The 26,003-nt window shown below is 43.3% G+C and carries 23 protein-coding genes; 4 read left to right on the top strand and 19 right to left on the bottom strand.

The features are described 5' to 3' along the window. Positions 1–201 precede the first annotated feature (201 nt). From I5907_RS16735 to I5907_RS16670, 14 genes are all read right to left on the bottom strand, one after another. Entirely contained in the window at positions 202–2,337 is a 2,136-nt protein-coding gene (locus tag I5907_RS16735; RefSeq protein ID WP_196991947.1) for an elongation factor G, read from the bottom strand. Positions 2,338–2,629: 292 nt separating this feature from the next. Then, positions 2,630–3,025, bottom strand: coding sequence for a hypothetical protein (locus I5907_RS16730; protein ID WP_196991946.1), 396 nt, complete (start codon positions 3,023–3,025; stop codon positions 2,630–2,632). 328 nt (positions 3,026–3,353) lie between these two features. After that, the gene (locus I5907_RS16725; RefSeq protein ID WP_196991945.1) at positions 3,354–4,313 is read right to left on the bottom strand and encodes a glycoside hydrolase family 5 protein; all 960 of its coding nucleotides are present in this window, start codon (positions 4,311–4,313) and stop codon (positions 3,354–3,356) included. Between the two features lie 134 nt (positions 4,314–4,447). Next, positions 4,448–5,266, bottom strand: a complete 819-nt coding sequence (hisF, locus tag I5907_RS16720) for an imidazole glycerol phosphate synthase subunit HisF (RefSeq protein WP_196991944.1) — start codon at positions 5,264–5,266, stop codon at positions 4,448–4,450. Further along, a complete protein-coding gene (hisA, locus tag I5907_RS16715) occupies positions 5,259–5,978 on the bottom strand; it encodes a 1-(5-phosphoribosyl)-5-[(5-phosphoribosylamino)methylideneamino]imidazole-4-carboxamide isomerase (RefSeq protein ID WP_196991943.1) in 720 nt (239 codons plus the stop codon). The genes hisF and hisA overlap by 8 nt, the downstream gene beginning before the upstream one ends. A gap of 26 nt (positions 5,979–6,004) precedes the next feature. Next, positions 6,005–6,604: an imidazole glycerol phosphate synthase subunit HisH gene (gene hisH / locus I5907_RS16710; protein ID WP_231402144.1), complete on the bottom strand. Its 600-nt coding sequence runs from the start codon at positions 6,602–6,604 to the stop codon at positions 6,005–6,007. Continuing rightward, on the bottom strand, positions 6,601–7,371 hold the full coding sequence (gene trpA / locus I5907_RS16705; RefSeq protein ID WP_196991942.1) for a tryptophan synthase subunit alpha: 771 nt from the start codon (positions 7,369–7,371) through the stop codon (positions 6,601–6,603). Before trpA ends, hisH begins: the two co-directional genes overlap by 4 nt. Positions 7,372–7,549: 178 nt before the next feature. After that, positions 7,550–8,749: a tryptophan synthase subunit beta gene (gene trpB, locus I5907_RS16700; RefSeq protein ID WP_196991941.1), complete on the bottom strand. Its 1,200-nt coding sequence runs from the start codon at positions 8,747–8,749 to the stop codon at positions 7,550–7,552. Between the two features lie 114 nt (positions 8,750–8,863). Further along, entirely contained in the window at positions 8,864–9,355 is a 492-nt protein-coding gene (locus tag I5907_RS16695; RefSeq protein ID WP_196991940.1) for a GNAT family N-acetyltransferase, read from the bottom strand. A 135-nt stretch (positions 9,356–9,490) separates the two neighbouring features. Next, on the bottom strand, positions 9,491–10,108 hold the full coding sequence (locus tag I5907_RS16690) for a phosphoribosylanthranilate isomerase (RefSeq protein ID WP_231402143.1): 618 nt from the start codon (positions 10,106–10,108) through the stop codon (positions 9,491–9,493). Between the two features lie 10 nt (positions 10,109–10,118). Continuing rightward, the gene (gene trpC, locus I5907_RS16685; RefSeq protein WP_196991938.1) at positions 10,119–10,916 is read right to left on the bottom strand and encodes an indole-3-glycerol phosphate synthase TrpC; all 798 of its coding nucleotides are present in this window, start codon (positions 10,914–10,916) and stop codon (positions 10,119–10,121) included. Then, complete coding sequence (gene trpD, locus I5907_RS16680) at positions 10,916–11,908, bottom strand: anthranilate phosphoribosyltransferase (protein ID WP_196991937.1); 993 nt, start codon at positions 11,906–11,908, stop codon at positions 10,916–10,918. The genes trpC and trpD overlap by 1 nt, the downstream gene beginning before the upstream one ends. Before the next feature lie 46 nt (positions 11,909–11,954). After that, positions 11,955–12,548: an anthranilate synthase component II gene (locus I5907_RS16675; protein WP_231402142.1), complete on the bottom strand. Its 594-nt coding sequence runs from the start codon at positions 12,546–12,548 to the stop codon at positions 11,955–11,957. 70 nt (positions 12,549–12,618) lie between these two features. After that, entirely contained in the window at positions 12,619–14,031 is a 1,413-nt protein-coding gene (locus I5907_RS16670; protein WP_196991936.1) for an anthranilate synthase component I family protein, read from the bottom strand. A 469-nt stretch (positions 14,032–14,500) separates the two neighbouring features. On the opposite strand from I5907_RS16670, the gene I5907_RS16665 reads away from it, so the two are divergent. Beyond that, entirely contained in the window at positions 14,501–15,610 is a 1,110-nt protein-coding gene (locus I5907_RS16665) for an acyltransferase family protein (protein ID WP_231402141.1), read from the top strand. A gap of 2 nt (positions 15,611–15,612) precedes the next feature. Then, positions 15,613–15,903, top strand: coding sequence for a GNAT family N-acetyltransferase (locus I5907_RS16660; RefSeq protein WP_196991935.1), 291 nt, complete (start codon positions 15,613–15,615; stop codon positions 15,901–15,903). Between the two features lie 184 nt (positions 15,904–16,087). Here I5907_RS16660 and I5907_RS16655 read toward each other — a convergent pair whose 3' ends face one another. From I5907_RS16655 to I5907_RS21820, 3 genes are all read right to left on the bottom strand, one after another. Beyond that, positions 16,088–18,202, bottom strand: a complete 2,115-nt coding sequence (locus I5907_RS16655) for a prolyl oligopeptidase family serine peptidase (RefSeq protein ID WP_196991934.1) — start codon at positions 18,200–18,202, stop codon at positions 16,088–16,090. 235 nt (positions 18,203–18,437) lie between these two features. Then, entirely contained in the window at positions 18,438–18,692 is a 255-nt protein-coding gene (locus I5907_RS16650; protein WP_196991933.1) for a hypothetical protein, read from the bottom strand. Positions 18,693–18,934: 242 nt separating this feature from the next. Further along, a complete protein-coding gene (locus I5907_RS21820) occupies positions 18,935–19,057 on the bottom strand; it encodes a hypothetical protein (protein ID WP_283016288.1) in 123 nt (40 codons plus the stop codon). A gap of 810 nt (positions 19,058–19,867) precedes the next feature. Here I5907_RS21820 and bshC point away from each other — a divergent pair. Then, positions 19,868–21,466, top strand: a complete 1,599-nt coding sequence (gene bshC, locus I5907_RS16645) for a bacillithiol biosynthesis cysteine-adding enzyme BshC (RefSeq protein ID WP_196991932.1) — start codon at positions 19,868–19,870, stop codon at positions 21,464–21,466. A gap of 17 nt (positions 21,467–21,483) precedes the next feature. Continuing rightward, positions 21,484–22,053, top strand: a complete 570-nt coding sequence (locus I5907_RS16640) for a DNA alkylation repair protein (protein WP_196991931.1) — start codon at positions 21,484–21,486, stop codon at positions 22,051–22,053. A gap of 1 nt (position 22,054) precedes the next feature. Here I5907_RS16640 and I5907_RS16635 read toward each other — a convergent pair whose 3' ends face one another. Together I5907_RS16635 and I5907_RS16630 are read right to left on the bottom strand one after the other, a co-directional pair. Then, on the bottom strand, positions 22,055–23,005 hold the full coding sequence (locus I5907_RS16635; RefSeq protein ID WP_196991930.1) for a helix-turn-helix transcriptional regulator: 951 nt from the start codon (positions 23,003–23,005) through the stop codon (positions 22,055–22,057). A 568-nt stretch (positions 23,006–23,573) separates the two neighbouring features. Then, positions 23,574–25,952, bottom strand: a complete 2,379-nt coding sequence (locus tag I5907_RS16630) for a 3-hydroxyacyl-CoA dehydrogenase/enoyl-CoA hydratase family protein (RefSeq protein WP_196991929.1) — start codon at positions 25,950–25,952, stop codon at positions 23,574–23,576. Between the last annotated feature and the right edge of the window lie 51 nt (positions 25,953–26,003).

The raw sequence follows: 26,003 nt of genomic DNA, 5'->3' as shown, positions 1-26,003 counted from the left end.
ATGTTTGTAAAAGCGGCTTTATGTTTCCCTGAGCAAAAGTGTTTGTACAAGCGATGCAATTTTGCCAGGGATCGCTGCTGTTGCCATGAAAACGGAACGCACAAGTGAGTGACACAACACGTGATGCCATGAAAAGCAAATGCCGGTTCCATAAAAAATGCCCTCCAGTTACAGGAGAGCATTTCTAACTATAATAAACAACTAAACCAATTCTTCCTTTTCTGCCTTGCTGTAATCATCAATAAGACGGCGCTGCAGGTCGTAAGGCACGGGCGCATATGCTGCAAAGCCGCTCTTAAACTTTGCGCGTCCCTGTGTAATGCTGCGCAGCGATGAAGAGTAACCATCCATTTCTGCCAGTGGAACTTTGGCAACGATCTTTTGAAAGTGGCCTTCGGCATCTATGCCTTCTACAATGGCGCGGCGTGTTTGCAAATCGCCCATTACGGCGCCGGTTATATCATCGGGGCAGAGCACTTCTACGTGGTATATGGGTTCCAGTATTTGCGGATCTGCCTGCTGAAATGCCTGGCGGAATGCCTGCAGGCCCGCTATTTTAAAGGAAATATCATTACTGTCTACAGGGTGCATTTTGCCATCGTACACACATACGCGTACATCTCTTACATAAGAACCGGTTAAAGGCCCGGTGTGCATCTTTTCCATTACACCTTTTAATATGGAGGGCAGAAAACGGGTATCTATGGCGCCGCCTACAATGCAGTTGTAAAAGACAAGGTTGCCGCCCCAGTCCAGGGGATAGGTGTCCCGGCTGCGTACATTTAATCCTGCCGGCTCGGGCATACCATCGTACCAGGGTTCTATGCGCATAAATACTTCTCCAAACTGGCCTGCACCGCCGCTTTGTTTTTTGTGGCGGTACGTAGCATCAGCCATTTGCCGGATGGTTTCGCGGTAAGCAATACGTGGCTTTATAAAGCGCACTTCCAGCTTGTGCAGGTGTTCTATTTTCCATTTAGCAACGGCCAGGTGCATATCTCCCTGGCAGTGGATAAGCAACTGCCTTAATTCGGGAGAATGTTCAATGATAAGTGTTGGGTCTTCTTCTTTCAACTGGTGCAGTGCCACTGATAATTTTTCTTCTTCGCCTTTTTTTACAGTTTCAACGGCAACAGTCATGTTTGGCGGCGGAAACGCAATAGGTGCCAGTTCGTAATTTTTTCCTCTTATGTGCAGGGTATTGTTTACATGGGTGTTTTTTAGTTTAAGTGTGGCACCTATATCACCTGCTACCAGTTCATTTGTATTGATGCGCTTATTGCCTTCTACCATAAACAACTGGTTCAGTTTCTCACTTATGCCCGTTGATTCGTTCTCCAGTTCCATACCGCTTTTAACGGTACCTGAATAAACCTTGAAGAAGGATAATTCGCCTACATGCGGTTCGGTAACGGTTTTATAAACAAAAATGCAGGCAGGTCCGTTTGCATCGCAGGTTAGTACATCACCGGCTTTTGTCTGCTGTGCGGGTAATTCATTTGCACCGGGGCAAACATTGTCTATAAAGCCCATTAAACGGCCGCTGCCCATATTGCGCTCTGCCGATAAACAAAAGAGTGGAAAAAGGTCGTGGTGGATCATCGCTTTTTTGAGCCCTTCCCGCATTTCATCTTCATCCAGTTCGCCTTTATCAAAATATTTTTCCATCAATGTTTCATCATTACTGGCTATGGCTTCTATAAGTTCTTTATGAAGTGTTTCAGCTTTTTGTTTTTCATCTTCCGGTATAGCAAGTTTATCAGGCTTACCGCCGGTATCGCGAAACTTATACATGGTCATGCGCAATACATCAATGATCTCGTGAAAACCAGCGCCCTGCTGCCTTGGGTATTGCACAACCAGTACTTTATTACCAAAATGATTTTTGGCCTCTGCCACTGTGCGGTCAAAATCTGCACGGTCATCATCGAGTTTGTTTACTGCAAATATCATGGGTGTTTTAAACTGCTCGGTATATTCCCAGATGATGTCTGTTGTTACTTCCACACCCATCGCAGCGTTTAGCAACATGACCCCGGTATCTGCCACACGCAGTGCAGAGATCACTTCGCCCACAAAGTCATCGTAACCGGGTGTGTCTATAATGTTTATTTTATAACCACGCCATTTTGTATGCATGAGTTTGCTAAAAATAGAATTACCACGTTCCTGCTCCAGTTCGTGGTAGTCTCCAACAGTAGTGCGTTCGGCAATGGTTCCGCGGCGGTTAATAAGGCCTGCTTCATACAGCATGCATTCCGCCAATGTTGTTTTGCCGCAGCCGGCGTGGCCGAGCAAAACAATGCTTTTTACATGTGAGGTATCAAATTCAGCCATGGCTAAATAATTTTAGTAAGTGATTAAATACTTCACCAAAAATGTTATTACGGATAATAATGAGCCAGGCTGTATTGCTACTATGAAGATTCTGTTGCGTCGCACTCTTGTACGGTAACAAGTAATGGCAGCACGGCTGCAGTCTTGTAATGGCAATAGCAATGCTGTTGTATGTTTATACAACTTTAATACAGGTAAATCATATGTTTTGTTCTGTTGCGCTTAAACCCGTAATGATAATTCCGGAGAAGTGAAGTTGTGCTTATAACAGGCACATGCAAACGTGCAACTGCTAATTGTAATTGGCAACTGCAATGCTTTTTACATATTTATAAAACGCTGAACGCAACTCATCGAGCGTGCTTTGCAAAGAATGATATGCGTCGTAAAGATTTTCGTGTTCGGTGTAAGTGTCGTCTGTAAGCTGGCCCTGGTTTTCCGAGACTTCGTACTGGATTTTCTTATCGTGTGTTTTTACCGCCTGTTTAAGATCGTGGATGTTGATCAGTTGAATGTGGAGTTGATTCTGATAATGTTCCAGGCCGGTTAGCTGGTCTTTGGAGAGCGCTCTGTTTGCAACATGCTGCAATTCGTGTTTGAGCCTGTTAAACTCATCTCTGAAGGAATGAAGGCGCTCTCTCCAATCGTTACATTCCTTTGAGAGCTGTGGGATGTCTGTCTGAACCATGGGATTTAAATTTTGAAGGTGATAAAATTCCTCGGCGGTTCGTCGGGGTATGTCAAATAATGCTGTAATAAATGTAGTACTTTTTTAAAACAGGCGTGTGATAAAAACGACATTTTTTTGAAACGCAGATCAGTAAAAATATGGGTGAAAAGACTTATGTATAATGCACTGCAAAGTGTTTGCGGCAGGTTTGTACTTGCACCGAAGCACGTTAAGGGCTTTCAATATTTACGCTTAGATATTCGCGTTTGCTGCACATTGTTCCCGGCGTACAAGAGTGCGACGCAACGAAAGCCTGATTGCAGCAATGCAGCCGGGTACATTATGGTTATTGGTATGCGGTAATCATTTTTTTAACAAGCTTACCAGACTCTTTCAGGTCATCTTCTTTCCAATTACCATCTGAAGCGGCACCTGCCTGCAAAACAGAGCAGGTTTCATTTTTATCGCTTACAGACCAGGTAACCCAGCTTACTTTATTTTCCTCTGCCCAATTGATCCATCTGGTCCATTCATCGATGTTTATCGGTCCATCTCCGCTGGCAGACATTCCGGCACTTTCAGAAATGAACACAGGCAAACCGGCATTGATCGCAGCAGTTGTCCTGTCTCTCAGTTGCTGTTTATGTGTATCTGCATAAAAGTGCATGGTGTACATAATATTGGTGAAGCCTGTTACAGGGTCTGCGGCTGCAAGGTGTACATCCTGGTCCCAGTGTGGTGAACCAACAAGGATAATATTTGCTGTGTCAAAAGTCCTTATGGTTTGGATCATTTCAATTGAATAATCTTTTACTTCGGGCCAGGTTTCTTTATCAGGTTCATTAAAGACCTCGTATATAACGTTTGGGTATTGACTGTATTTTTTTGCGATGTGTGTAAAGAAAGTTTTGGCTTCCTGCAGCCTTACATTGTGGCTGTGAAAATCTACGATAACATAGATGTCTTCTTTGATGGCTGCATCAATCACCGTTTCTACCAACGCAAGTGATTTTGCCGGATCTTCCATGTACCCATTCTTTGGCTCTACACCCATTGCTGCTCTTACCACGTTGCAGTGCCAGTCTTTGTGCAGCCATTCTACTGCGCCAGGTGTATAAAACCGCGGATGAAAATTACTCCAGCCAAAGCTCATGCCTCTTAGTATGACCGGCTGATTATTTTTATCTGTCAGTTGTGTGCCTTTTACCATTAGCCGGCCATGTTCTTGTACAGCCTGCGCCTGCAATGCAAGTGAGCCGGTGATGGCAGAAAGAAATAACAGGACGATTTTTTTTAACGGGTTCATCAGTTTTTGTAATTGTCGTTGTGTGAAAGTGTTACCAATCCATTGTTCATGCTGTTCTTCCTGGTACCGGCAGTATTGTTGAATTCTTTAGTCAGGCAGCTGAAGAACAACGCTCATAAAACGTATACCGATTGCTATATACGAACTTTTATGTTTTGTGCCAGCAGGTACGTTTTCAACTCAGGAATACTGATTTCTTTGAAATGAAAAATGCTTGCAGCCAGGGCTGCATCTGCTTTTGCAGTGTTAAATACTTCCGTGAAATGTGCCGGTGTGCCTCCGCCGCCACTCGCAATCACCGGCACTGGCAGGGTAGTAGAAAGTGTATGGGTAATATCTACAGCAAAACCTTGTTTGGTGCCGTCGTTGTTCATAGAGGTAAGCAGGATTTCACCTGCGCCAAGGTCAACCGCCTGTTTTGCCCAGTCTATGCAACGTGTGCCTGTTTTTGTTCTTCCGCCGTTCAGGTAAACATACCATTCGCCATCTTCTTCTTTGCGGGTATCGATAGCAAGCACTACGCACTGGCTGCCGAAGTCTTTTTCCAGTTCGCGCAAAAGTTCGGGCCTTTTAAATGCAGCGGTATTTACAGATATTTTATCTGCACCATTTTGCAGCAGCAGGCTTACATCATCCACAGAAGCAATACCACCGCCCACTGTAAAAGGTATATTGATGTGGTGCGATATTTTATTTACCAGTGCACTTAACGTTTTTCTTCGTTCTACCGTAGCGGTTATATCCAGAAACACCAGTTCATCTGCGCCCTGCTGTGCATACAACGCACCCAGTTCTACAGGATCTCCTGCATCTCTCAGGTCAACAAAATTGGTACCCTTTACGGTGCGCCCATCTTTGATATCCAGGCAGGGAATAATGCGTTTGCAAAGCCCCCTGTTTGCTGTAGCAGGATGATGTAACGAACTTTCGGATGTTTGTAAATTCTCATTCATAAAATTTCTTTAAATCAGCAATCCTGACCTTTCCTTCATATATGGCTTTGCCAACAATAGCGCCGTTGCAACCGGCGGATTGCAGGTCTTCGAGGTCTTGTAAAGAACTGACGCCACCGCTTGCAATGAAATGCAGCGAGGGAAACTTTGTTGTAATATTTTTATATAACTCAGTTGCCGGTCCTTCAAGCCTGCCGTCTTTGCTTACATCTGTACAAAAGACTTGCTTTATGCCATGCTGAATATATTTTTCAATAAAATCATAGATCCAGATATCTGTTGTTTCCAGCCAGCCGCCAATGGCAATCTTCTCGTTTTTTACATCTGCACCAAGTAAAAATCTACCGGCTCCGAATTGGAGTAACCACTTTACAAATTCGAATTCATTCTTTACTGCTATACTGCCTACTGTTGCAAAAACAGCGCCCGACGAAAAAACAATTTTTACATCTTCTTCCTGTTTTATACCGCCCCCGAAATCAATTACCAGGTTTGTTTTGGAAGCCAGTAACTCCAGTACTTTCCAGTTTTTTACCGACCCTGCCCTGGCACCATCCAGGTCTACAAGGTGTAACCTTTTTAATCCTGCATCTTCAAATTCCTTTGCTACCTCAAGCGGGTGTTCGTTGTAGATTTTTTTTTGTGTATAATCGCCTTCTGTAAGTCTTACGCATTTACCTTCTATAATATCAATGGCTGGTATAATGGTCATTCGTTGTAATTTATATTAGCTGGTTGTTATACATTCAAAATAAAGTTCTTTAGAATCTGTTCTCCCACTGCAGCGCTTTTTTCAGGATGGAACTGTACACCGTAAAAATTATTCCTGTGCAATGCTGCGCTGTATGGTTGTATATAATCTGTTGTTGCAACGGTATGCAGGCCGATGGAAGCGTAATAACTGTGTACAAAGTAGCAGTAGCTGTTACCAGGAACATTGCTAAACAGCGCTGTTTTGAGGTCGTATATATTGTTCCAGCCGATCTGTGGAACTTTGAGGCTTTCTTCTGCCGGAGGCGAGAATTTGCTAACGACTTCATCAAATATGCCGAGACAGGGCGTATTGTTTTCTTCGGAATATTTACACATAAGCTGCATGCCAAGACAAATACCCAATACCGGTTGTGTAAGGTTTATTAGTACTTTATCCAGCCCCCGTTCCTGCAGGTACCGCATGGCGCTGCTTGCCTCACCAACGCCGGGAAAAATGACTTTGTCGGCAGATTTTATTGCATCATGATCATCTGTAACGATTGCCTGCACACCAATTCTTTCCAAAGCATATAATACACTTTGAATATTACCTGCATTGTATTTTACAATTATTAGGTTCATCATTTCAAAATCTGGTGAAGGAATGTTTTCGTCGATTCATTAATATCTGTCGTATGCTCCAGAGCTTTGATATAGGCGCTCCCGATGATTGCTCCGTTTGCATGCTTGCAAGCCATGTTGAATGTTGTTTTATCTTTTATACCAAAGCCAACCAGCACCGGGTTTTTCAGTTGCATTTGTTGCAAACGCTGCAGGTATGTCTCTACCGGTGAAAAATCTTTATCGCTACCTGTAATGGACGAGGAGGATACCGCGTATAAAAAACCGCGGCTTAAGCTGTCCAGTTTTCTTATTCGTGCTGCTGATGTTTCCGGTGTAACAAGAAAGATAAAATCGAGCCCATAACGTTGCATAATGGCACCATATTCAGTTTCGTACTCGTATTCAGGAAGGTCTGGTAAGATCAGTCCGTCGATAGGCGCATCGGCGCAGTACTGGCAGAATTTTTCGAAACCAAATTGTAAAACCGGGTTCATATATCCCATAAGAATAACCGGTACATAAATTTCTTTCCTGAAGTCTTTCAGTTGCTGAAAAAGTTTTTCTATACTCATGCCGTTGGCAATGGCTTTTGCGCCGCTTTCCTGTATAACGGGTCCATCTGCAAGCGGATCACTATACGGCATACCAAGTTCTATAAGGTCTGCACCATGTTCCTGTAAGGCTTTCATTACCGTAATGGTACTGTCTGGCTGCGGGTAGCCTGCGGTGCAATACACGTTTAGTATTTGCTCTTTTTTTCGTTGAAACAGTTCTTCCAGGCGGTTCATTTGTTACAATCTTTAAGCATGAAGTGTGATCGGTTTGTTTTCCGGTATCTTTTGTTATGGCTATCGTGAACGCATATTTCTTTTAGTTGGTCGTGAAAGCGCATCGTTGCTGCAATATGTTATACAGTACAAGTGAGTGACACAACCGGTGGCGATGTATGCACTGCAGCCGGCTTCATTATTTTTCTTCCATCACTTTCATATACGTGGCAAGATCTTTATCTCCACGGCCGCTTAAACAAACCACCACCTGGTCTGTTGGCGCGAATGTTAGCTGGTACAAAGCGGCCAGTGCATGCGCACTTTCAAGTGCAGGAATAATGCCTTCTAATTTCGCCAGTTCAAATGCAGCGGCTAAAGATTCGTCGTCTGTCGCACTCAGGAAAATACCACGACCACTATCATACAAGTGGGCGTGCAACGGGCCCACGCCGGGATAATCAAGGCCGGCTGAAATGCTGTGTGGTTCTACCACCTGGCCGTCTGCCGTTTGCATCAACAGGCTTTTGCTGCCATGCAAAATGCCGGGTTTGCCCAGTTGGGTTGTTGCTGCGCTAAAGCCGCTGTGCACACCATGACCTGCTGCTTCCACCGCAACCAGTTTTACCGCGGGCTCTTCTAAAAAGTGATAGAAAGCCCCGGCCGCATTACTGCCGCCGCCCACACATGCCACTACGTGTGTAGGCAACTCGCTGCCTGTTTTTTCCTTCAGCTGTTTGCGTGTTTCTGCACTGATGACGCTTTGAAAGCGCGCCACCATATCAGGATAGGGGTGAGGACCCACCACGCTGCCAATGATGTAATGTGTATCCAGCGGATCGTTAATCCAGGCACGTATCGCTTCGTTGGTTGCGTCTTTCAATGTTTTGCTGCCGCTTGTTGCGGGTATAACTGTTGCGCCAAGCATCTTCATACGTGCAACGTTTGGGGCTTGCCGTTCAATGTCTTTCTCGCCCATGTACACCACACAGTCTATTCCTTTCAATGCGCACACGGTGGCGGTTGCAACGCCGTGCTGACCAGCGCCTGTTTCTGCTATGATGCGTTTTTTTCCAAGCCTTAACGCCAGTAAAATCTGCCCTACGGTGTTATTGATTTTGTGTGCCCCTGTATGGTTAAGGTCTTCCCGTTTGAGATAGATATTCGTTTTATGCAAAGCACTTAAACGCTGTGCCAGGTAAAGCGGCGTTGGTCTGCCTACATAATCATGCAGCAATGCATTGAACTCTTCCTGGAAGCTGTCTTCATACATTATTTCCAGGTACTTTGTGCGTAATTCTTCTACATTTCTATGCAGCATTTCCGGTATGTACGCACCGCCAAATTTTCCATAATAACCCTGTTCATCTGGCTTTTGATATGTTGCTGTTTGTGTCATATAATTTTTATGTACTAAGCTTTTGAATAAATATGTAACGCCTGTTGCGTCGCACTCTTCAACTGATGAATATGAATGAACAGTGAAGCCCCGCAATGCATGAAAAATATGCGGCTACAGGATCAATTGCATAAACACCAGGTCCAGCCAGCGGTCAAACTTCCAGCCAATTTGTTTGAGGTAACCTGCTTCTTTAAAACCGAATTGTTTATGAAAGTCTATGCTGAGCTTGTTTTCTGCATCTATACCTGCAACCATGGTATGCAACTGCATTTCTTTTGCCGCATCAATCAACGGCTGCATCAATAACTTACCAAGACCTTTTCCGCGCTGACCATCTTTTACATAGATCGAATTTTCTACGGTGTACCGGTAGCCGGCCCACGGGCGAAAGGGGCCGATAGAACTAAAACCAACAATCTCTTCATTGTCTTCTGCCACAAATACTGGGAAGCCCTGCTGCTCTTTCGTTGCAAACCATTCTTTGCGCATTGCCATCGTATGCGGTTCATAATCGTACACGGCTGTGGTATGCAATATGGCATCATTGTATATCTCAAGTATTGCGGGTAAGTCTGCTGTTGTTGCGTTTCTGATCTGAACCATACGTTGAAAGCGTTGTACATTTTTTAGATGCTGGACTTATTTATGCCGGTACACCCGGAACTGCTGCATCATGATCTGCAGTACAAGTGAGTGACACAAGGGACGATGAGTAAAGTACTGATGCCGGTACCACACTCATGTATTTTTTACCTGCGTCACAAAATCTTTTATCATATTCATATCTTTTAAACCCGGCATTATTTCAAACTTGCTGTTTATATCAATTGCAAAGAGGTCTTTTGCTACCGGATCCTGCTTGAATTGCCGCAGGTTATCTGCGTCTCCGGGGCTTATACCGCCACTTAAGAAAAATGGTTTGCGAATATTTTGCCCTTTCAGTAACTGCCAGTTGAACTTTTTTCCGGTGCCGCCATAACCTGCGCCTTCGGTATCGAACATATACATGTCAACCGGATCGTAATATTCACGGATCTTCCATGCAATGTTGTCATCTTCACTGATGCGGAAAGCTTTGATTACAGAGACGTAGTTTGAAATGCGTTCGCATGTACGCGGATTTTCGTCTCCATGTAATTGCACAAGATAAAGGCCGCACGCATCAACCGTTTTCAAAATCTCGTCGGGGTCTGCATTTACAAACACGCCCACTTTATTGATGCTGCCGCGTATCTTTTTTATTTCTGTTGCCGGCATGGTTTTAAAGACGTACCGTGGCGACTTCGGATAAAAAATAAAGCCTGCAAATTCAACACCCAGTTCATCCAGTTGCATTACCTGTTCCGGTTTCGTCATTCCGCATACTTTAATGCGCATTTTGTTTTGCTTTAAGCTCTGTTACAAAATCAGCAAAAGCAATCGTGGGGTCTGGTTGTTTCATAAAGTTTTCACCAATGAGGAAACCTTTAAAGCCAGCCTGTTTCAAAGTTACAATTGTATCTACATTACTGATGCCGCTTTCTGCGATGGCAGGTTTATCTGCAGGTATATGCGGAAAAAGCTGTAGTGATGTATTGATATCTACTGTAAACGTTTTGAGGTTCCTGTTGTTTACACCTACAAAATCTACTTCTGCACAAATGTGACCAAGTTCTTCTTCGTTGTGTATTTCCAGCAAGACTTCGAGTTGCAGCGATTTTGACAGTTGTGCAAAAGCTTTTACCTGTGCGGGTGTAAGACAGGCAGCAATCAGTAAAATTACATCTGCCCCGATGGCCCTGGCTTCATAGAACTGGTATTCATCAATCATGAAATCTTTACGCAGTATGGGGGTATTGTTACGCCTTGCGGCTTCCAGGTCTGTATCATTACCGCCAAAGAATGTTGCATCTGTAAGCACAGATAAGCCTGACGCGCCGTATAATGCGTATGCACCCGTAACTTTCGTTACATCAGCCTGGCTGTTGATGATGCCTTTGGAAGGCGATTTTCGCTTGAATTCCGCAATGATGCCCGTTTTTGATTCGTCCAGTAAAGACTGGTGTAGTGATATGGTTTTGCGGGAAAATGCCGGGTATGCTTCGAGCTCCGCAATAGTGACTAATGACTTGCGGCTTGCTACTTCCTGTTTTTTATGTGCTACGATCTGGTCGAGGATGTTCATTATTGCAGGCTGATTAATGTTTGTAATGATTGGTAAGCTTTGCCACTTTCCAGGCTGTTTACGGCTGCATTGTACGCATCGTTATAAGTAGTATACGCCCCGGTACATTCCAGCGCCATAGCAGCATTGGCCAATACCACCGCATTTTGTGCCCATGAGCCTTCACCTTTAATGATCTTTACAAAGATTCTTGCTGCCTCTTCTGTACTGTTGCCGCCATAAATATCTTCTGCAGATACAATACGTTTGCCAAGCTGAAGCGGTGTCATAATGCTTTCACCCTTACTGGTAATGACCTTGGTATCGTTTGTGAGAGATATCTCATCATAGCCATCCAGACCATGAATAATTGTAAACGCTTTACCGGTTTGTTGTAGAAGGTAGTTATAAATTCTTGCCATTTCCAGGTTGTACACACCTACTAACTGGTAAGCCGGCGAAGCCGGGTTAACCATTGGGCCCAGCATGTTAAAAAATGTACGCAGGCCCAGGTTTTTTCGAATTGGCCCAACAGTCTTTAATGCCGGGTGAAAAACAGGTGCATGCAAAAAACATATATTGGCAGTTTCAACTTCTTTTTTTAACTGGCCATTATCGTGTTTGAATTTATAGCCAAGCAGTTCCATCACATTGCTGGCGCCGCTTACAGAAGATGCACCGTAGTTACCATGTTTTGCAACTTTTTGCCCCGTACCGGCTACAATAAAGCAGGATAGTGTGGAAATATTGAAGGTGTTCTTGCCATCGCCGCCGGTACCAACGATATCAATGGTCTTATGTTCACCCAGGTCAACTTTTACGCATAATTCCAGCAGTGCATCGCGGAAGCCCTGCAGTTCTTCAATGGTAATGCTGCGCATGAGAAATACCGTAATGAAGGCGGTAACTTCATGATCGTTGTACATGCCTTTCGAAATATTGGTCAATATTTCTTTTGCCTGCTCGCGGCCAAGCGTTTTATGTTCAAATAAATATTGCAGAATCTTTTTCATGTTTTCTTCTTAGTATGCTTTACAATGTAACCATCAAAATCATCACTTACATAGCCAGCCAGTTGCGCATAATTTTTTCGCCGTCAGGCGTCAATACGCTCTCCGGGTGAAACTGCACACCTTGTATGTCGTATTGTTTATGTTGCAACGCCATGATAAACCCCTGCTCATCTTCTGCTGTTACAGCGAGGTCTGCAGGAAAGTTATTACGGTCTACCACCCATGAATGATAACGGCCCACTTCGAACGTGTGCGGCAAGCCTTTGAACAGCGGGCTTTCTGCTGCTGCATTTTCCCGGTTAAGAGTTATCGGCGTAGCCACACCATGATAAACACTCGTGAGGTTTGACAACGTGCCGCCAAATGCCTGCCCAATGGCCTGGTGCCCGAGGCATACGCCCAGTATCGATTTGCTGCCTGCATATGCTTTTATAAGCGGTAGCAATAAACCTGCTTCTTCCGGAATGCCGGGCCCGGGTGATAAGATGATCTTATCATACGCTTTTACATCCTCCAGCTTAATCTTGTCGTTGCGGTACACAGCTACCTTATAATGCAATATTTTTTCAACAAGATGAACCAGGTTATATGTAAAAGAGTCGTAATTGTCGAAGACTAATATTTTCAGGTTATTGCTCATAATATAATAATCAGTACAAGAGTGCGACGCAACGATGCTGATGCATGCACAACTGCCGGGTTCATAAAAATTAAATTGTTTCTGCCAGTTCCACCGCTTTTTTTAGTGCGCCAAGTTTGTTGTTTACTTCCTTCAACTCGCTTTCGGGTACCGATTTGGCTACAATACCTGCACCTGCCTGGTAGTTTAATGTGTTTTGTTTACTGAGGAAAGTGCGTATCATAATTGCCTGGTTGCACGTACCGTCAAAACCCATAAAGCCAATACAGCCGGCGTAGTAACCGCGAACGGTGGGCTCGTATTCATCGATCAGTTGCATGGCCTTGAATTTGGGTGCACCACTCAATGTGCCCTGCGGAAAAGTAAGCGCAAGCAATTCAAATGGGTTGGCATTTGGCCTTACCGTGCCGCAAACTTCGCTTACAAGATGTATAACGTGCGAATAATAATGTACCTGCCTGTAATGGTTAACCACCACGTTATCGCAACAACGGCTTAGATCATTGCGTGCCAGGTCTACCAGCATAGTATGCTCCGCATTTTCTTTGGCGTCATTGAGTAAAGCTTCTGCAAGCTGCTCATCTTTTTCATCATTACCGGTTCGTTTAAATGTACCGGCAATAGGATGAACGATGGCTTTACCGTTTTTGATAATGAGCTGGCTTTCGGGGCTGCTGCCCATTAATTTATAATCGCCATAATCAAAGTAAAACAGGTAAGGAGAGGGGTTTACACTTCGCAGCGCACGGTATACATTGAATTCGTCTCCTATAAACTTTTGTTGAAAACGCCTGCTGAGCACAATTTGAAAAACATCTCCCCGCAGACAGCTTGCAATACCTTTTTTTACCATGTCAATATATCCCTGGTCACTGATGTTGCTTACCTCGTCTTCCTGTATTTTAAAAGGGTAAGCTGGTACGTCTTTGCTTTTGATAAGCGATTCCACTGCGGCAACATCGCTTTCAATATTGTTTACGCGGTTTTCGCAGAGGTACATTTCATCTTTAAAATGATTGATGATGATAACATACTGGTAAAGCCTGTAGCGCATTAGCGGAATTTCCGGCAATGTGTTGTAACTCTTTAGCTTTACCGTTTCAAAAAATTGTACGGCATCATAAGTTGAATAACCGTAAACACCCTGTGCCAGTTGTACTACTTTTTCATCAGGTTTTACAACTTCAAAGCGGTTCATAAAGTTCCAGATCGTGGCAGGTATATCCTGTATATGTTTAATGGCTTCGCGTTCGGGTTTCTGTCCCGGAATTTTATACTCAACAGAATCGAAGCCTGAAATTTCGATACCACCAATGGCATTGATGCCAATAAAAGAAAAACTATTGTCAGATGCCCTGTTGTCTGTGCTTTCGAGCAGCACGGTATCCCTGAAACGATCTCTCAGACGTAAATAAATACCAACAGGTGTGTATACGTCTGCCAGCATCTTTTTATACGTTGTGTTAAGCTGAATTTTTTTCATAATGCCTGTTGTAAAATTTATGTACCCGGCTGTTGGTTATCTGTTAAGCTTTACTTGCGTCGCACTCTTGTACTGTATAACTGTTGGCAGCAACGATACTGCCTATGCCTGCCTGTTTAAATAATGCATGGTATTTAGTAACCTTTATACAAACAAGAAGCCCCGACGTTATATCGGGGCTTCTTTGAATATAGTTATTCACGAATGGATATGCCATTACACGCCCCGAACGGAGTTTGTGTGCCACCACCAATGATTATTGATAACTTGTTTTTTCATTGCGATGCGAATATAAAAACAGAAATCGAAAACAAGCAAATATTTTTTGAAAACTTCCAAAAGATATGCTGCATCGTAAATATTTATTCAAATTGTTTACCGTATGCTTCAATAATAATGCAAACGTTTGTAATAGTGTATAGCTATTGAGTTCTGAATATTATTTCTATCTTCTGCAAAATTTCTGCACATGTCTCAGCCATTCACTGCTTCTGTAAGCAAGCGATTGCTCTCACTGGATTTTATGCGCGGCTTCATTATGGTGCTGCTTGCCATGGAAAGTACAGGGCTTTATGAACACTTATATGAAGCAACAGATGGTAATTTCCTGCATGGTTTCTTTCAGCAGTTTTTCCATCACCCATGGAATGGTTTACGTTTCTGGGATCTGATACAACCCGGGTTTATGTTTATGGCAGGCGTATCGATGGCCTACTCATTACACAAACAAACGGAGCAGGGTGTAGCGTGGAACGACCAGTTCAGGAAAATACTGAAACGCTGTTGCTGGCTTTTCTTCTGGGGCGTACTGGATTACGCAGTTCGTGGCGATAAACTCTCGTTTGAATTATGGGATGTGCTGACACAACTTTCTTTTACAACACTGGTGGCGTTTCTTATTTTCAGATGGAGTACAAATGCACAGATAATGATGTGTGCAGGATTGCTGCTATTGACAGAAATTTTATATCGTTTTACCAACGTGCCGGGATTTGAGCAGCCATTTACAGACCAGCATAATTTTGGTAATTATGTAGATGTGTTGCTGATGAATAAGATCAATGACGGGGGATGGGTTGCTATTAACTGCATACCTACAGCGGTGCATACAATTGCGGGTGCATTGACTGGCAAGCTTTTAATGAGTAACCGTACAGATAAAATAAAGCAAATGCTTTTATGGGCCATGATTGTGCTTGTTGCGGGGTTTGCACTTGACCTGGCAGGCATTACTCCGATTATAAAACGCATCGCTACGAGTTCGTTTACGCTTGCATCTTTGGGCTGGTGTATAATTGGTCTTGCTTTTTGCTATTGGTGGATTGATATCATGGATCATAAAAAATACCTGCAGTTCTTCCTGGTAGTTGGTATGAATTCTATCTTTATTTACCTTTTTTTCGAGATTGTGGGAGCAAGATGGTTTAATGGCTATATAACCATTATAGCAACAAATGTACTAAGCTGGATAAATACCCCGGAAATACTGAGCAAGATCATTGCTTCTTTATGCATCTTTGCGTTGGAGTGGACCATGTGTTGGTTTCTCTGGAAAAAGAAAGTCTTTTTTAAATTATAACTATGCAGATAGAACACCAGGAAAAAGGAATAAAAGGCATGTGGTATGCAGGTGATGCCGAAGCGCCACTTGCCGCAATGGTTTACAGGAAAGATGCCAGGAATAACATTATTATTGAACATACAGAAGTTGATGAGGCATTGCGCGGCAAAAACATAGGCTATCAACTGGTGCATACAGCAGTTGAATATGCACGGGCAAACCACGTGAAAATATTACCGCTGTGTACTTTCGCAAAAGCCGTATTTGACAAGCAACCTGAATTTGCAGATGTACGGCTGCAACATTCCTGACAAAATGAGCTGTGCTGCGTAGCAGGACCGCATTTGTAACACGGTGGGTATGCAGTATCGTTGCTGATAAAAGATATACAGTACAAGAGTGCGACGCAAGCAAAGCTAAATAGCATTACAAAAGTTGGGTACATAAAAAAAGCATCGTTTTACCAAACGATGCTTTTTGTTTTAAGCGGCGTGACTATTTGTAATCAACGCCTATATTCCAGAGCATGAAACTCCATTTGTCTGCCTGTTCTTCAATAATCTTTGAAGTTGGTTTTCCTGCACCATGACCGGCCTTGCTTTCGATGCGAATTAAAACCGGGTTTTCGCAAGTTTGGGCATTCTGTAACTGGGCCGCGAATTTAAAGGAGTGCGCAGGTACCACACGATCATCGTGATCTGCTGTTGTTACCATTGTAGCAGGATAACAAGTGCCTTTTTTTACATTGTGTACGGGCGAATATTTGTATAAGTAATTAAACATTTCTTTATTATCGTCTGCTGTGCCGTAATCGTAAGCCCAGCCTGCACCTGCAGTGAATTTATGGTAGCGCAGCATATCCATTACGCCCACTGCGGGGAAGCAAACACGGTACAGCTCGGGCCGCTGTGTCATACAGGCACCCACCAATAAACCGCCATTACTGCCACCGCTTATGGCAAGATATTCTGAGGAGGTGTAATTCTGTTTTATCAAAAATTCAGCCGCGGCAATAAAATCATCGAATACATTTTGCTTTTGCATTTTTGTACCCGCATTATGCCATTCGTCTCCATACTCTCCGCCACCACGCAGATTAGGTACGGCGTAAACGCCGCCGTTTTCCATAAATACCAGGTTACTGATGCTGAATGCGGGTGTAAGACTTACACTAAAGCCGCCATAGCCATATAGCATGGTAGGGTTTTTACCGTTGAGCTCAATGCCTTTCTTATGTGTAATGATCATCGGTATCTTAGTGCCATCTTTTGAAGTGTAGAACATTTGTGTGCTTTCATATGCACCCGCATCAAACTGTACATTGGCCTTCTTGTAAACAGATGATTTTCCCGTAGCTATATCATACCTGAAAATAGTTGGCGGGTAAACATAAGATGTGAAAGAGTAGTATAATTCCTTTTCTTCTTTTTTACCGCTGAAACCACCGGCACTGCCAAGGCCGGGCAGCGTTATTTCCTTTTCTTTCTTGCCGGCAAGATCATACTGTATAACCTGAGATACTGCGTCTTTTATATAGTGCGCGAATAATTTGCCGCCACATGTGGAAACCGACAAAGGAAATTTTGTTTCCGGGATAAGGTCTTTCCAGTTTTCGGGTGTTGGTGTGGCTGCATCTGTAACGACGAGTTTTGTATTTGGTGCGTTTTTATTGGTGGAAATATACAATTTGCCGTTGTTGCTGTATGCAACGTATTGCTCCGTTTCAAAACCGGTAACAACGGGCACTATAGGCGCATTTGGCTTAGTAAGATCCTGCAGGTATAGCTCATTGCCATACGTAGCATTGGCTGCGCTGATAACAAGGTAATGCTGATCTTCCGTTACGTAACCGCCAATGTAGCGCCTTGGTGTTTGCACGCCGCCAAAGACGAGTACATCTTCTGTTTGCTTTGTACCAAGTCTGTGGTAAAAAAGCTGGTGTTTATCCGTCATGCCGCTTAGCTGGCTTCCTTCTTTGGGTTTGTCGTAACGGCTGTAGTAAAAACCTTCATTGCCCTTCCATGCCACACCGCTGAATTTTACCTCAAGCGTATCGTCCATTACTTCTTTTGTGGCGGCATTTATAACGATAAGTTTGTTCCAGTCTGCGCCCCCTTCACTAATAGTGTAGGCTGCAAGGGAACCATCTTTTGTAAATTCAAGCCCCGATAAGGATGTTGTGCCATCTGCAGCGAATTTGTTGGGGTCGAGAAACACTTCAGGCTGTTCATTGCCTTTTTGCCTGTATAATACAGACTGGTTTTGTAAACCGTCATTTTTATAGAAATAAGTATAACCGCCTTCTTTGAAAGGCGCCGAATATTTTTCGTAGTTCCACAAAACGGTAAGCCTTTTCCTGATTGCATCTCTGAATGGTATTTGCTGCAGGTATGCCTGCGTTACTTCATTTTCCTTTACCACCCATTCCCTGGTATCGTCGGCTGTATCGTTTTCGAGCCAGCGGTAAGGGTCTGCCACTGTTGTTCCAAAAAAATCGTCTTTCTGGTCAATTGTTTTTGTTGCGGGATATTTACCTGTAAAAGCCGGTTTGCTTTGTGCATTTACGCTCATAGCCGATAATAATGTTAGTGATAAAACGAGCTGCCTCATAGTGCATTTATTTTGAAGTTTGCAATATAAGGTTTGTTTTTACAATAGTTAATACCGTGTATATCAGCGGCGTGAGGCCGCAATTAAGAAAGCGCAGAGAAATTGCAGGATAAAAGATGCCATGCCCTGTAAAGAAAAACTTTTTTACAGGGTAAGAATAAGAAAGAATGACAGTGATTATTTACTTTACCAGGAGAGCTTTCATGGGCAAGGTATTCACCAGTAATGCAGCATGCTACATATGCCTGTTGAAGCCTCTTGACGGCCTGGGGGATTGCGGGCTAAACAAATTGCAGTAGTACTCGTTTTCATAGACGTACACTGTGGCTGTTCTAAAGCCGCCATCATAATTTTTATAAATAAATGCCTTGTATTTCTTTATTATTTTGTTTCGTACTATGGCGTCTGCGTCTTTTAAACCAAGCTTGTTCACCAGCATGTAAACGGGCTTGGCATTCATCACGATTGCCGTTTTTTCACTTTCAGTCATAGAAATAATTCCGGAGGTTTTGATCTATTAACGCCGAAAGATAGCAAAATATTCTAAAGCTGCTTACTCTCAGCGGTCATGTTCCGGCAAGTTAAAATAAAAGAATGAATATTATTTGTAATAAATAAGAAACTGGTATGCAGGATTTTGCAGGTACAGGTATCTTGTTTTCGTGGTTATGAAGGCCGCGGATTAAGATTTCCTTTAAATGTGTACGGATTTTTTTACAAAAATTATCTATCCTAGTCCGAGTAAATGTCGTGCAATCTTCTCGCTTTATTTTTTTCTGCAATAGAATAATTCCTGTAAGAATTGATGGAATTAAGCACAACGGCTGTCAATAAAATGATTAATACTACTAACATAAGTAAAGGATTTTTTGTATTTGCAATGCAGCGGGTTAGCATGCGTTATAAATACGTAATAAAAAGGATTTAGTTGTGTACGGATGCCTCAAAGTTTATCCTGGTTCAACTTATTTGTTATTGACATTGGCCAGGTAAAATAAGTTGCATCCGTACGCGGCAATAATGGAAATTTAATATCGCCTCATCCTTCATTCCACTTTTGTTAATGGTATTTATTTCCATCAGCAATGCCCAAGCGCCCAGTAGATCAACGCAAAAACCAATATCGATCCAAGACATCCGCCGCCCCATTTGTAAGCGCCGTACCCTGCCAGTAGTGTTCTAAGCCAATTTTGCATATAGTGTAGTTTGGTACAATCTACAAAAAATTATGCCACCGCTAAAAGCATACAGTAATGAGTAAATACCTCCTCATATGTTGCCCGTAGACAAATGCTTAATGTATTTTTTTGAACCCGGCTACAGTAAAACAATTGAGCATTCGTTGCGTCGCACTCTTGTACAGCAAATCAATATGCAACTGTTCCATGCCACCAGCTTGCAACAGAAACAAAACGAGGTTATCATTGACATGCAGACAACAACATCTTATTCGCCTGTTGTATGCGGCAGTACAGCATGGTGGCACCATGCTGCATAATGAACAGGAAGTACAAGAGTGCGACGCAACAAAAGCCTCATGCATAAGCTGCAGCCGGGTTACAAATGTTTTATACCCATACAAGCCCGCTTTCGATTTGTGAAAGAATGAATAAAGGTTGTACATACAACAAAGAAAGAGACTAAATTGCTGTCCAATTTTTCTGCATGGAAACAACCTGTACACTGCTCAATTACGATAAAACCAACTTTTTCTCCGGTCTTGCGCTGGATTATGTTCAGGCAGATGAAAAGCTGCGACCATTTTATGCGCATGCCGTAAACATAGAAGGTATAAAAGCCGCCATTGAAGCAAGGCAGCAGTTTCCGCAGCAAAGACAAGTACTTGCAGATGCATTAAAAAAGCAATATGAATCGGTACAAACGTCTGCGGCAGTGCGGAACAACATCGCATTATTGTTGCAAAACGAAACGTTTACCGTAACCACCGCACACCAGCCAAATATCTTTACCGGCCCGCTTTATTTTATCTACAAAATACTGCACACCATAAAATTATCAGCCACGCTTAAAACGCAATTACCTGCATACAATTTTGTTCCGGTATATTATATGGGTAGCGAAGATGCTGACATCGACGAACTTGGTTCTATCAAGATCGATGGCGTAAATTATACCTGGAATACTACTCAAACCGGTGCAGTGGGACGCATGAAGATAGATGCTTCATTTTTACAGATGCTTGCGCAAATGCACGGTCAGGTTGGTGTATTGCCTTTTGGAAATGAATTGGTAGCAACTTTTCAAAAGATCTATACCAGGGGAAAGACCATACAACAGGCTACGCTGGAACTGGTAGATCACCTCTTTGCTCAATACGGTCTTGTGGTAGTAATACCTGATAATGCAGAACTAAAGCAAATTTTTCATTCCGTTGTTGAAAAGGAACTGTTGACGGGATTTTCTCACAAAGCAGTTAAGTCAACCATTACAGCACTGGAGAAAAATTACAAAGCACAGGCCGGTGGACGTGAGTTGAACCTGTTTTATCTTATCGACAATAAGCGGGAAAGAATAGAAAAGCAGGGAGATTTATTTACAGTTGCAGCGCTTGGTTTATCATTTTCCCCGCAGGAAATACTTGCTGAACTGAACAATCATCCCGAGCGTTTCAGTGCCAATGTTATTTTGCGCGGTGCATTCCAGGAAACCATATTGCCAAACATCGTTTTTATTGGCGGTGGGGGAGAACTGGCTTACTGGCTGGAGTTGAAGCAGGTTTTTCAGGAAGTTGCTATTCCTTATCCAATGCTGGTTTTACGCAATTCTTTTTTGGTGATAGAAGAGAAATGGGCGCAGAAGATTATCGCATTGGGGCTACAGCCAAAAGACATGTTCAGTTCATCATTTGACCTGATGAAACAGATTGTAGCAGAAAGAAGCAGCAACCAGTTTGCCCTGCAGGAAGAGCTAAAAAAAGTAGAAATACTCTATAAAGAGATTGATACGCTGGCATCCACCGTGGATCAGTCATTGCATGCTCACGTGGAGGCTTTAAAAACAAAAGCTATAAAAAAACTACATGAGCTTGAAAAGAAGATGCTACGTGCAGAAAAACGAAAGTTTGAAGCAGAGCAGCGCAATCTTGACAAAATAAAAGCGGCGCTCTTTCCGGGTAATAACCTTCAGGAAAGAACGGAAAATATCGCGTATCTATATGCACGCTTCGGTGCACGTTTTATTACAGTTCTATTAGAGCACTCTTTGACCCTGGAGCAACAATTTTGCATACTCACGATTAAATAATTACACGGATATCGGGCATGTCGGCAGCGTTAAAAGAAATTCAGGATGCATTGCGTATGAATGCCAGCAAAGAAGCGATGGCAGCACAGGTAAAATTTTTGCCCGGTGTTACAAAATCCTATGGAGTTTACATGCCTGTGATCAATGACCTTGCAAAGCAGTACAAGACAGGTGGATTTGATCTTATAGAACAACTTTGGCAGGCTGGGCACCTGGAAGAAAAAATGATTGCGGCGAAGATATTGGGCTGCATAGCAAAAAAAGACCCTCAACGGTCGTTACGACTGGTAGAAAAATTTGCCGGTCTACTGGAAGACTGGTCTGTTTGTGATACACTGGGCATGCAGTCTTTAAAGCCTTTGCGCAAGACACACCAGCGGGAAATTTTTGCACTGGCCGGAAAACTCAGTAAAGCCAGCGATTCCTGGCAACGGAGACTTGCACTTGTTTTGGTAGAATGGTATACACGGGACGCTTCCACGCATGAAGCCATCAATGAGCTTCTGTACAGGCTGCAGCATGATGAAGCATACTATGTTCAAAAAGCAATTACCTGGATAAAAAGGAACCTGCGGAAACACAAATAGATTACAGGAGTTTTACAGCCAATGCCTGGATATATCTTTTGACATGCTCTTTCAAAATAACAGGATATAACAGTTCGGCATGGTCAGCAAAAGTAATGTACCATCTCACAAAACTTTCCCGGTAGGCAGAAAGAAAGGTCATTTCGATCCGGTCATCATCAACAGGTTGTTCACTTACAAACCCGTAATATAACTTTTGCGCCTGCAGGTATTTTGCTGCTTCTTTGTCAACACGCAATACGATTTTTTCGAGTTGCTGTTGATGCATTATTTTATCAAGATACGTTTTAAGACTTGGGTGTTCCGTTTTGTATTGTTCTTCCGTGGTTTGTATGGATTGTATCCTGTCTGCCCTGAAATCCCGGTAATCTTTACGCAGCCTGCAATAAGCGAGCGCATGCCAGTAACCTGATGAATAAAAGATGCCTACGGGTTCAATCAGTCTCTCTGTTGTTTCTTCTGAATGGAATGCTTTGTATTGTATTTTAATTACCCGCTGTTCGGCCACACTTCTTAAAAACGGCTGCAGTTTATCTTTTGCATTGTCTGCTTCGAAGGGTAAAACAGGTCTCAGCACTTCTATATGCTGCTCCATGTTTTCGAGCAGGTCTTTCTCTGTGCTGCGTAAGACTGCCCTAACTTTATACATGGCAGATTTATAGCTGGCTTCGGTAGAAGCGTCTGTAAATTTTTCTACGATCTTTTCTGCAGTTAAAAATGCAGTGGCTTCTTCTTTGGTAAACATTACCGGAGGCAGGCGGTAACCATCCATGATTGAGTAGCCAACACCTGCTTCACCTATAACGGGAATGCCTGCTTCTTCCAGGGTTTTAACATCCCGGTATACAGTGCGCAGGCTGATATTGAACCGCTCAGCAATATCCTGCGCTTTTACAATCTTCCTTGACTGGAGTTGTATCAATATAGCTGTAACCCTGTCGATGCGATTCATAAGCGTGAAAAGTAAATATTTTACCCGATCTTTTGCATTGTAGCAGGTAATTTTTGTGTTGCCTGGTTTAAAATAAAAGTGTTGAAAATGATAACCGGGCTTTTCGGACAAATAGTTGAGAAGCAAAAAAGAAATTGCATGTAAGCCGGTGTTATTGCGTATATACCTGTTGATTCTGAAAGTGTGGATGTAAAGGTGTTTGATATAAATGCAGGCAACCAGCGGGAACTCACAGAATACAAAGCAACCGGCGATACAATTACCTTTAATTCAACAGGGGCATCAACTACTTTGACGGAAATTTATCAAGGTTGTACAGTTTGACCAACATACATAAGACGCTAACAACCCTGCTTATTAAGCATGTGCCCTTGCGTACCTGGATTTTCCTTGGAGTAGCAGAAAAGGGGCGCTGCAGTTGCCATAAAAACGGAACCCCGAACCGAGCGTGGCAACAGGCGATGCCATGAAAACCCTGAGCCGACTACCAAAAAATCAACCATATTATTAACGGGCAAAAAAATACCTGCTCACTTATGAACAGGTATTTCACAAATGAATTTTGTTACTAATTTCTCAATGGCTTTCCGCTTTTTAAAACACTCTGCAAACGCTCCAGTGTTTTTCGTTCCCCGCACAGACCGAGGAAAGCTTCGCGTTCAAGATCGAGCAAATATTGTTCTGTTACCAATGTTTGTTCACTCAGATCTCCACCACACATAACGTATGCGAGTTTACGTGCTACCAACGCATCATGATCTGTTGCGTAGTTGCCGCGCCACATGCCATTGATGCCTGCATACAACGCACCCAAAGCAGACCTTCCCAACACTTTAATATCGTTGCGTTGAACCGGCATTGTATACCCACTGTCGTAAAGCTCAATCACGCTGCGTTTAGCTTCGGCAATTCTGCGACCCTGGTTGATGACCACTTCATCGCGACCTTTGCGGAGGATGCCCAGGTCATACGCTTCAAAACCAGATGTAGCAACCTTTGCCGTTGCAATATTGAAAAATCTGCTTTTCAGGGTAATTGTTTCAGGCTCATCTTCGTGCATTTCGTCTGAGGCACGCAATACAAACTCTTTTGTGCCTCCGCCACCTGGTATAAGACCAACGCCCAGTTCCACGAGCCCGATATATGTTTCTGCCGCAGCACAGATCTTATCTGCGTGTAAATTCATTTCGCAACCGCCCCCAAGTGTAAGGCCGTGCGGTGCAATAACCACCGGTATACTGGAATAGCGTACGCGCATCATGGCATTTTGAAACATACGTATGGCCATATCAAGCTCATCGTATTCCTGCTCAATTGCAAACATGAAAATCATGCCCACATTAGCGCCTGCGCTAAAGTTGGGGCCATCGTTTGCAATAACAAGCCCTTTGAATTTTTCTTCTGCTATGGCAATACTCTTATTTAACGATTCAAGCACTTCACTGCCAATGCTGTTCATTTTGGTATTCCACTGCAAAGCAACCACGTCATCACCAATATCAAACAGCACAGCGTTGCTGTTTTTCCATACAATTTTGTCTTTAAAATTATTTAGTATAATAAATGCATCGCCACCCGGTGTTGGTTTATAGGTTTTTGAGGCAACATCATAATAAAGTTTTTTACCCGCTTCAACTTTATAAAAGGTTTTGTTACCTGCCGCCACCATTTCATCTACCCATGGGGCAACAGTGTAGCCTGCTGCCTTCATTGCCGTTACCGTCTTTTCAACACCAAGCGTATCCCAGCTTTCGAATGCGCCGATTTCCCAGCCAAAACCAGCCATCATGGCATCGTCTACCCGATAGATTTCGTCGCTTATTTCGGGTACACGGTAAGAGATATATGAAAACAGCGCATAGTGAAACTGGCGGTAAAACTCACCTGCTTTATCCTGGCCGGCAACCAGTGCTTTCAATCTTGTTTTTAGATCCTCGATAGGTTTTGCTGCTTCGAGCGTTGCAAATTTTGGCTTTACGCGGGGCGCATACTCCATGGTTTGCAGGTTAAGGGTAAGTATCTCTTTCGCACCGTCTGCTCCTTTCGTTTTTTTGAAAAAGCCTTGCCCCGTTTTATCACCCAGCCAGTTGTTGCTTATCATTTTGTCCAGCCAGCCGGGGATAGCAAACAGTTCTTTTGCTTCATCCTGCGGGCAATTTTCGGCAACGCCTTTTGCTACCTTTACAAGCGTATCTATACCCACTACGTCGGCCGTTCTGAAAGTTGCAGATTTTGGCCTGCCTATAACCGGGCCGGTAAGTGCTTCTACTTCGTCTATGCCCAATCCAAGCTTTTGCATGCCATTGAAGATGGCCATAATGCCAAACACACCAATGCGGTTGGCAATAAACGCAGGCGTATCTTTTGCCAGTACAGTGGTTTTGCCCAGGTAGAGGTCCCCATAATGCATTAAGAAATCCACCACTTCAGGGCTTGTGTCTTTTGTAGGTATTATCTCCAGCAGCCGCAGGTAGCGCGGCGGATTAAAGAAATGCGTTCCGCAAAAGTTTTTCCTGAAATCTTCACTGCGGCCTTCCGATAACATATTAATCGGTATGCCAGATGTGTTGGATGTAATCAATGTGCCGGGCTTGCGAAACTTCTCAACTTTTTCATAAAGCTGTTGCTTAATATCGAGGCGTTCTATCACCACCTCGATAATCCAGTCACAACCTGCTGTGTCTTTCAGGTTGTCATCAAAATTGCCCGTGGTAATACGTTTTACAACGTCTTTATGATAAACAGGAGAGGGGTTGCTTTTTACAGCAGCCATTAGTGCATCGTTAACGATCTTGTTTTTTGCTGCCGGTTTTGCATCTGCAGGTGTGTCCTTTGGTACAATATCGAGTAATAAAACCTGAACCCCTATGCCCGCAAAATGACAGGCTATTCTGCTACCCATTACGCCACTGCCTAAAACTGCTACTTTCTTAATAGTACGTTTCATAAATTCTTGTTTGGTAATTATTGAGCCGGGCAAAACAATGCTATGAAGCTC

The sequence above is a fragment of the Panacibacter microcysteis genome (assembly GCF_015831355.1).
GTDB classification, from domain to species: domain Bacteria; phylum Bacteroidota; class Bacteroidia; order Chitinophagales; family Chitinophagaceae; genus Panacibacter; species Panacibacter microcysteis.
The sequence above is the reverse complement of the archived record's forward strand: the minus strand, read 5'-3'. Positions and strand labels throughout refer to the sequence as shown.

Bases quoted from the DNA above. Each gene is read 5' to 3' on its own strand.
- I5907_RS16735 (WP_196991947.1), bottom strand. From the start codon at position 2,337: ATGGCTGAATTTGATACCTCACATGTAAAAAGCATTGTTTTGCTCGGC.
- I5907_RS16730 (WP_196991946.1), bottom strand. From the start codon at position 3,025: ATGGTTCAGACAGACATCCCACAGCTCTCAAAGGAATGTAACGATTGG.
- I5907_RS16725 (WP_196991945.1), bottom strand. From the start codon at position 4,313: ATGAACCCGTTAAAAAAAATCGTCCTGTTATTTCTTTCTGCCATCACC.
- hisF (WP_196991944.1), bottom strand. From the start codon at position 5,266: ATGAATGAGAATTTACAAACATCCGAAAGTTCGTTACATCATCCTGCT.
- hisA (WP_196991943.1), bottom strand. From the start codon at position 5,978: ATGACCATTATACCAGCCATTGATATTATAGAAGGTAAATGCGTAAGA.
- hisH (WP_231402144.1), bottom strand. From the start codon at position 6,604: ATGATGAACCTAATAATTGTAAAATACAATGCAGGTAATATTCAAAGT.
- trpA (WP_196991942.1), bottom strand. From the start codon at position 7,371: ATGAACCGCCTGGAAGAACTGTTTCAACGAAAAAAAGAGCAAATACTA.
- trpB (WP_196991941.1), bottom strand. From the start codon at position 8,749: ATGACACAAACAGCAACATATCAAAAGCCAGATGAACAGGGTTATTAT.
- I5907_RS16695 (WP_196991940.1), bottom strand. From the start codon at position 9,355: ATGGTTCAGATCAGAAACGCAACAACAGCAGACTTACCCGCAATACTT.
- I5907_RS16690 (WP_231402143.1), bottom strand. From the start codon at position 10,108: ATGACGAAACCGGAACAGGTAATGCAACTGGATGAACTGGGTGTTGAA.
- trpC (WP_196991938.1), bottom strand. From the start codon at position 10,916: ATGAACATCCTCGACCAGATCGTAGCACATAAAAAACAGGAAGTAGCA.
- trpD (WP_196991937.1), bottom strand. From the start codon at position 11,908: ATGAAAAAGATTCTGCAATATTTATTTGAACATAAAACGCTTGGCCGC.
- I5907_RS16675 (WP_231402142.1), bottom strand. From the start codon at position 12,548: ATGAGCAATAACCTGAAAATATTAGTCTTCGACAATTACGACTCTTTT.
- I5907_RS16670 (WP_196991936.1), bottom strand. From the start codon at position 14,031: ATGAAAAAAATTCAGCTTAACACAACGTATAAAAAGATGCTGGCAGAC.
- I5907_RS16665 (WP_231402141.1), top strand. From the start codon at position 14,501: ATGTCTCAGCCATTCACTGCTTCTGTAAGCAAGCGATTGCTCTCACTG.
- I5907_RS16660 (WP_196991935.1), top strand. From the start codon at position 15,613: ATGCAGATAGAACACCAGGAAAAAGGAATAAAAGGCATGTGGTATGCA.
- I5907_RS16655 (WP_196991934.1), bottom strand. From the start codon at position 18,202: ATGAGGCAGCTCGTTTTATCACTAACATTATTATCGGCTATGAGCGTA.
- I5907_RS16650 (WP_196991933.1), bottom strand. From the start codon at position 18,692: ATGACTGAAAGTGAAAAAACGGCAATCGTGATGAATGCCAAGCCCGTT.
- I5907_RS21820 (WP_283016288.1), bottom strand. From the start codon at position 19,057: ATGTTAGTAGTATTAATCATTTTATTGACAGCCGTTGTGCTTAATTCC.
- bshC (WP_196991932.1), top strand. From the start codon at position 19,868: ATGGAAACAACCTGTACACTGCTCAATTACGATAAAACCAACTTTTTC.
- I5907_RS16640 (WP_196991931.1), top strand. From the start codon at position 21,484: ATGTCGGCAGCGTTAAAAGAAATTCAGGATGCATTGCGTATGAATGCC.
- I5907_RS16635 (WP_196991930.1), bottom strand. From the start codon at position 23,005: ATGAATCGCATCGACAGGGTTACAGCTATATTGATACAACTCCAGTCA.
- I5907_RS16630 (WP_196991929.1), bottom strand. From the start codon at position 25,952: ATGAAACGTACTATTAAGAAAGTAGCAGTTTTAGGCAGTGGCGTAATG.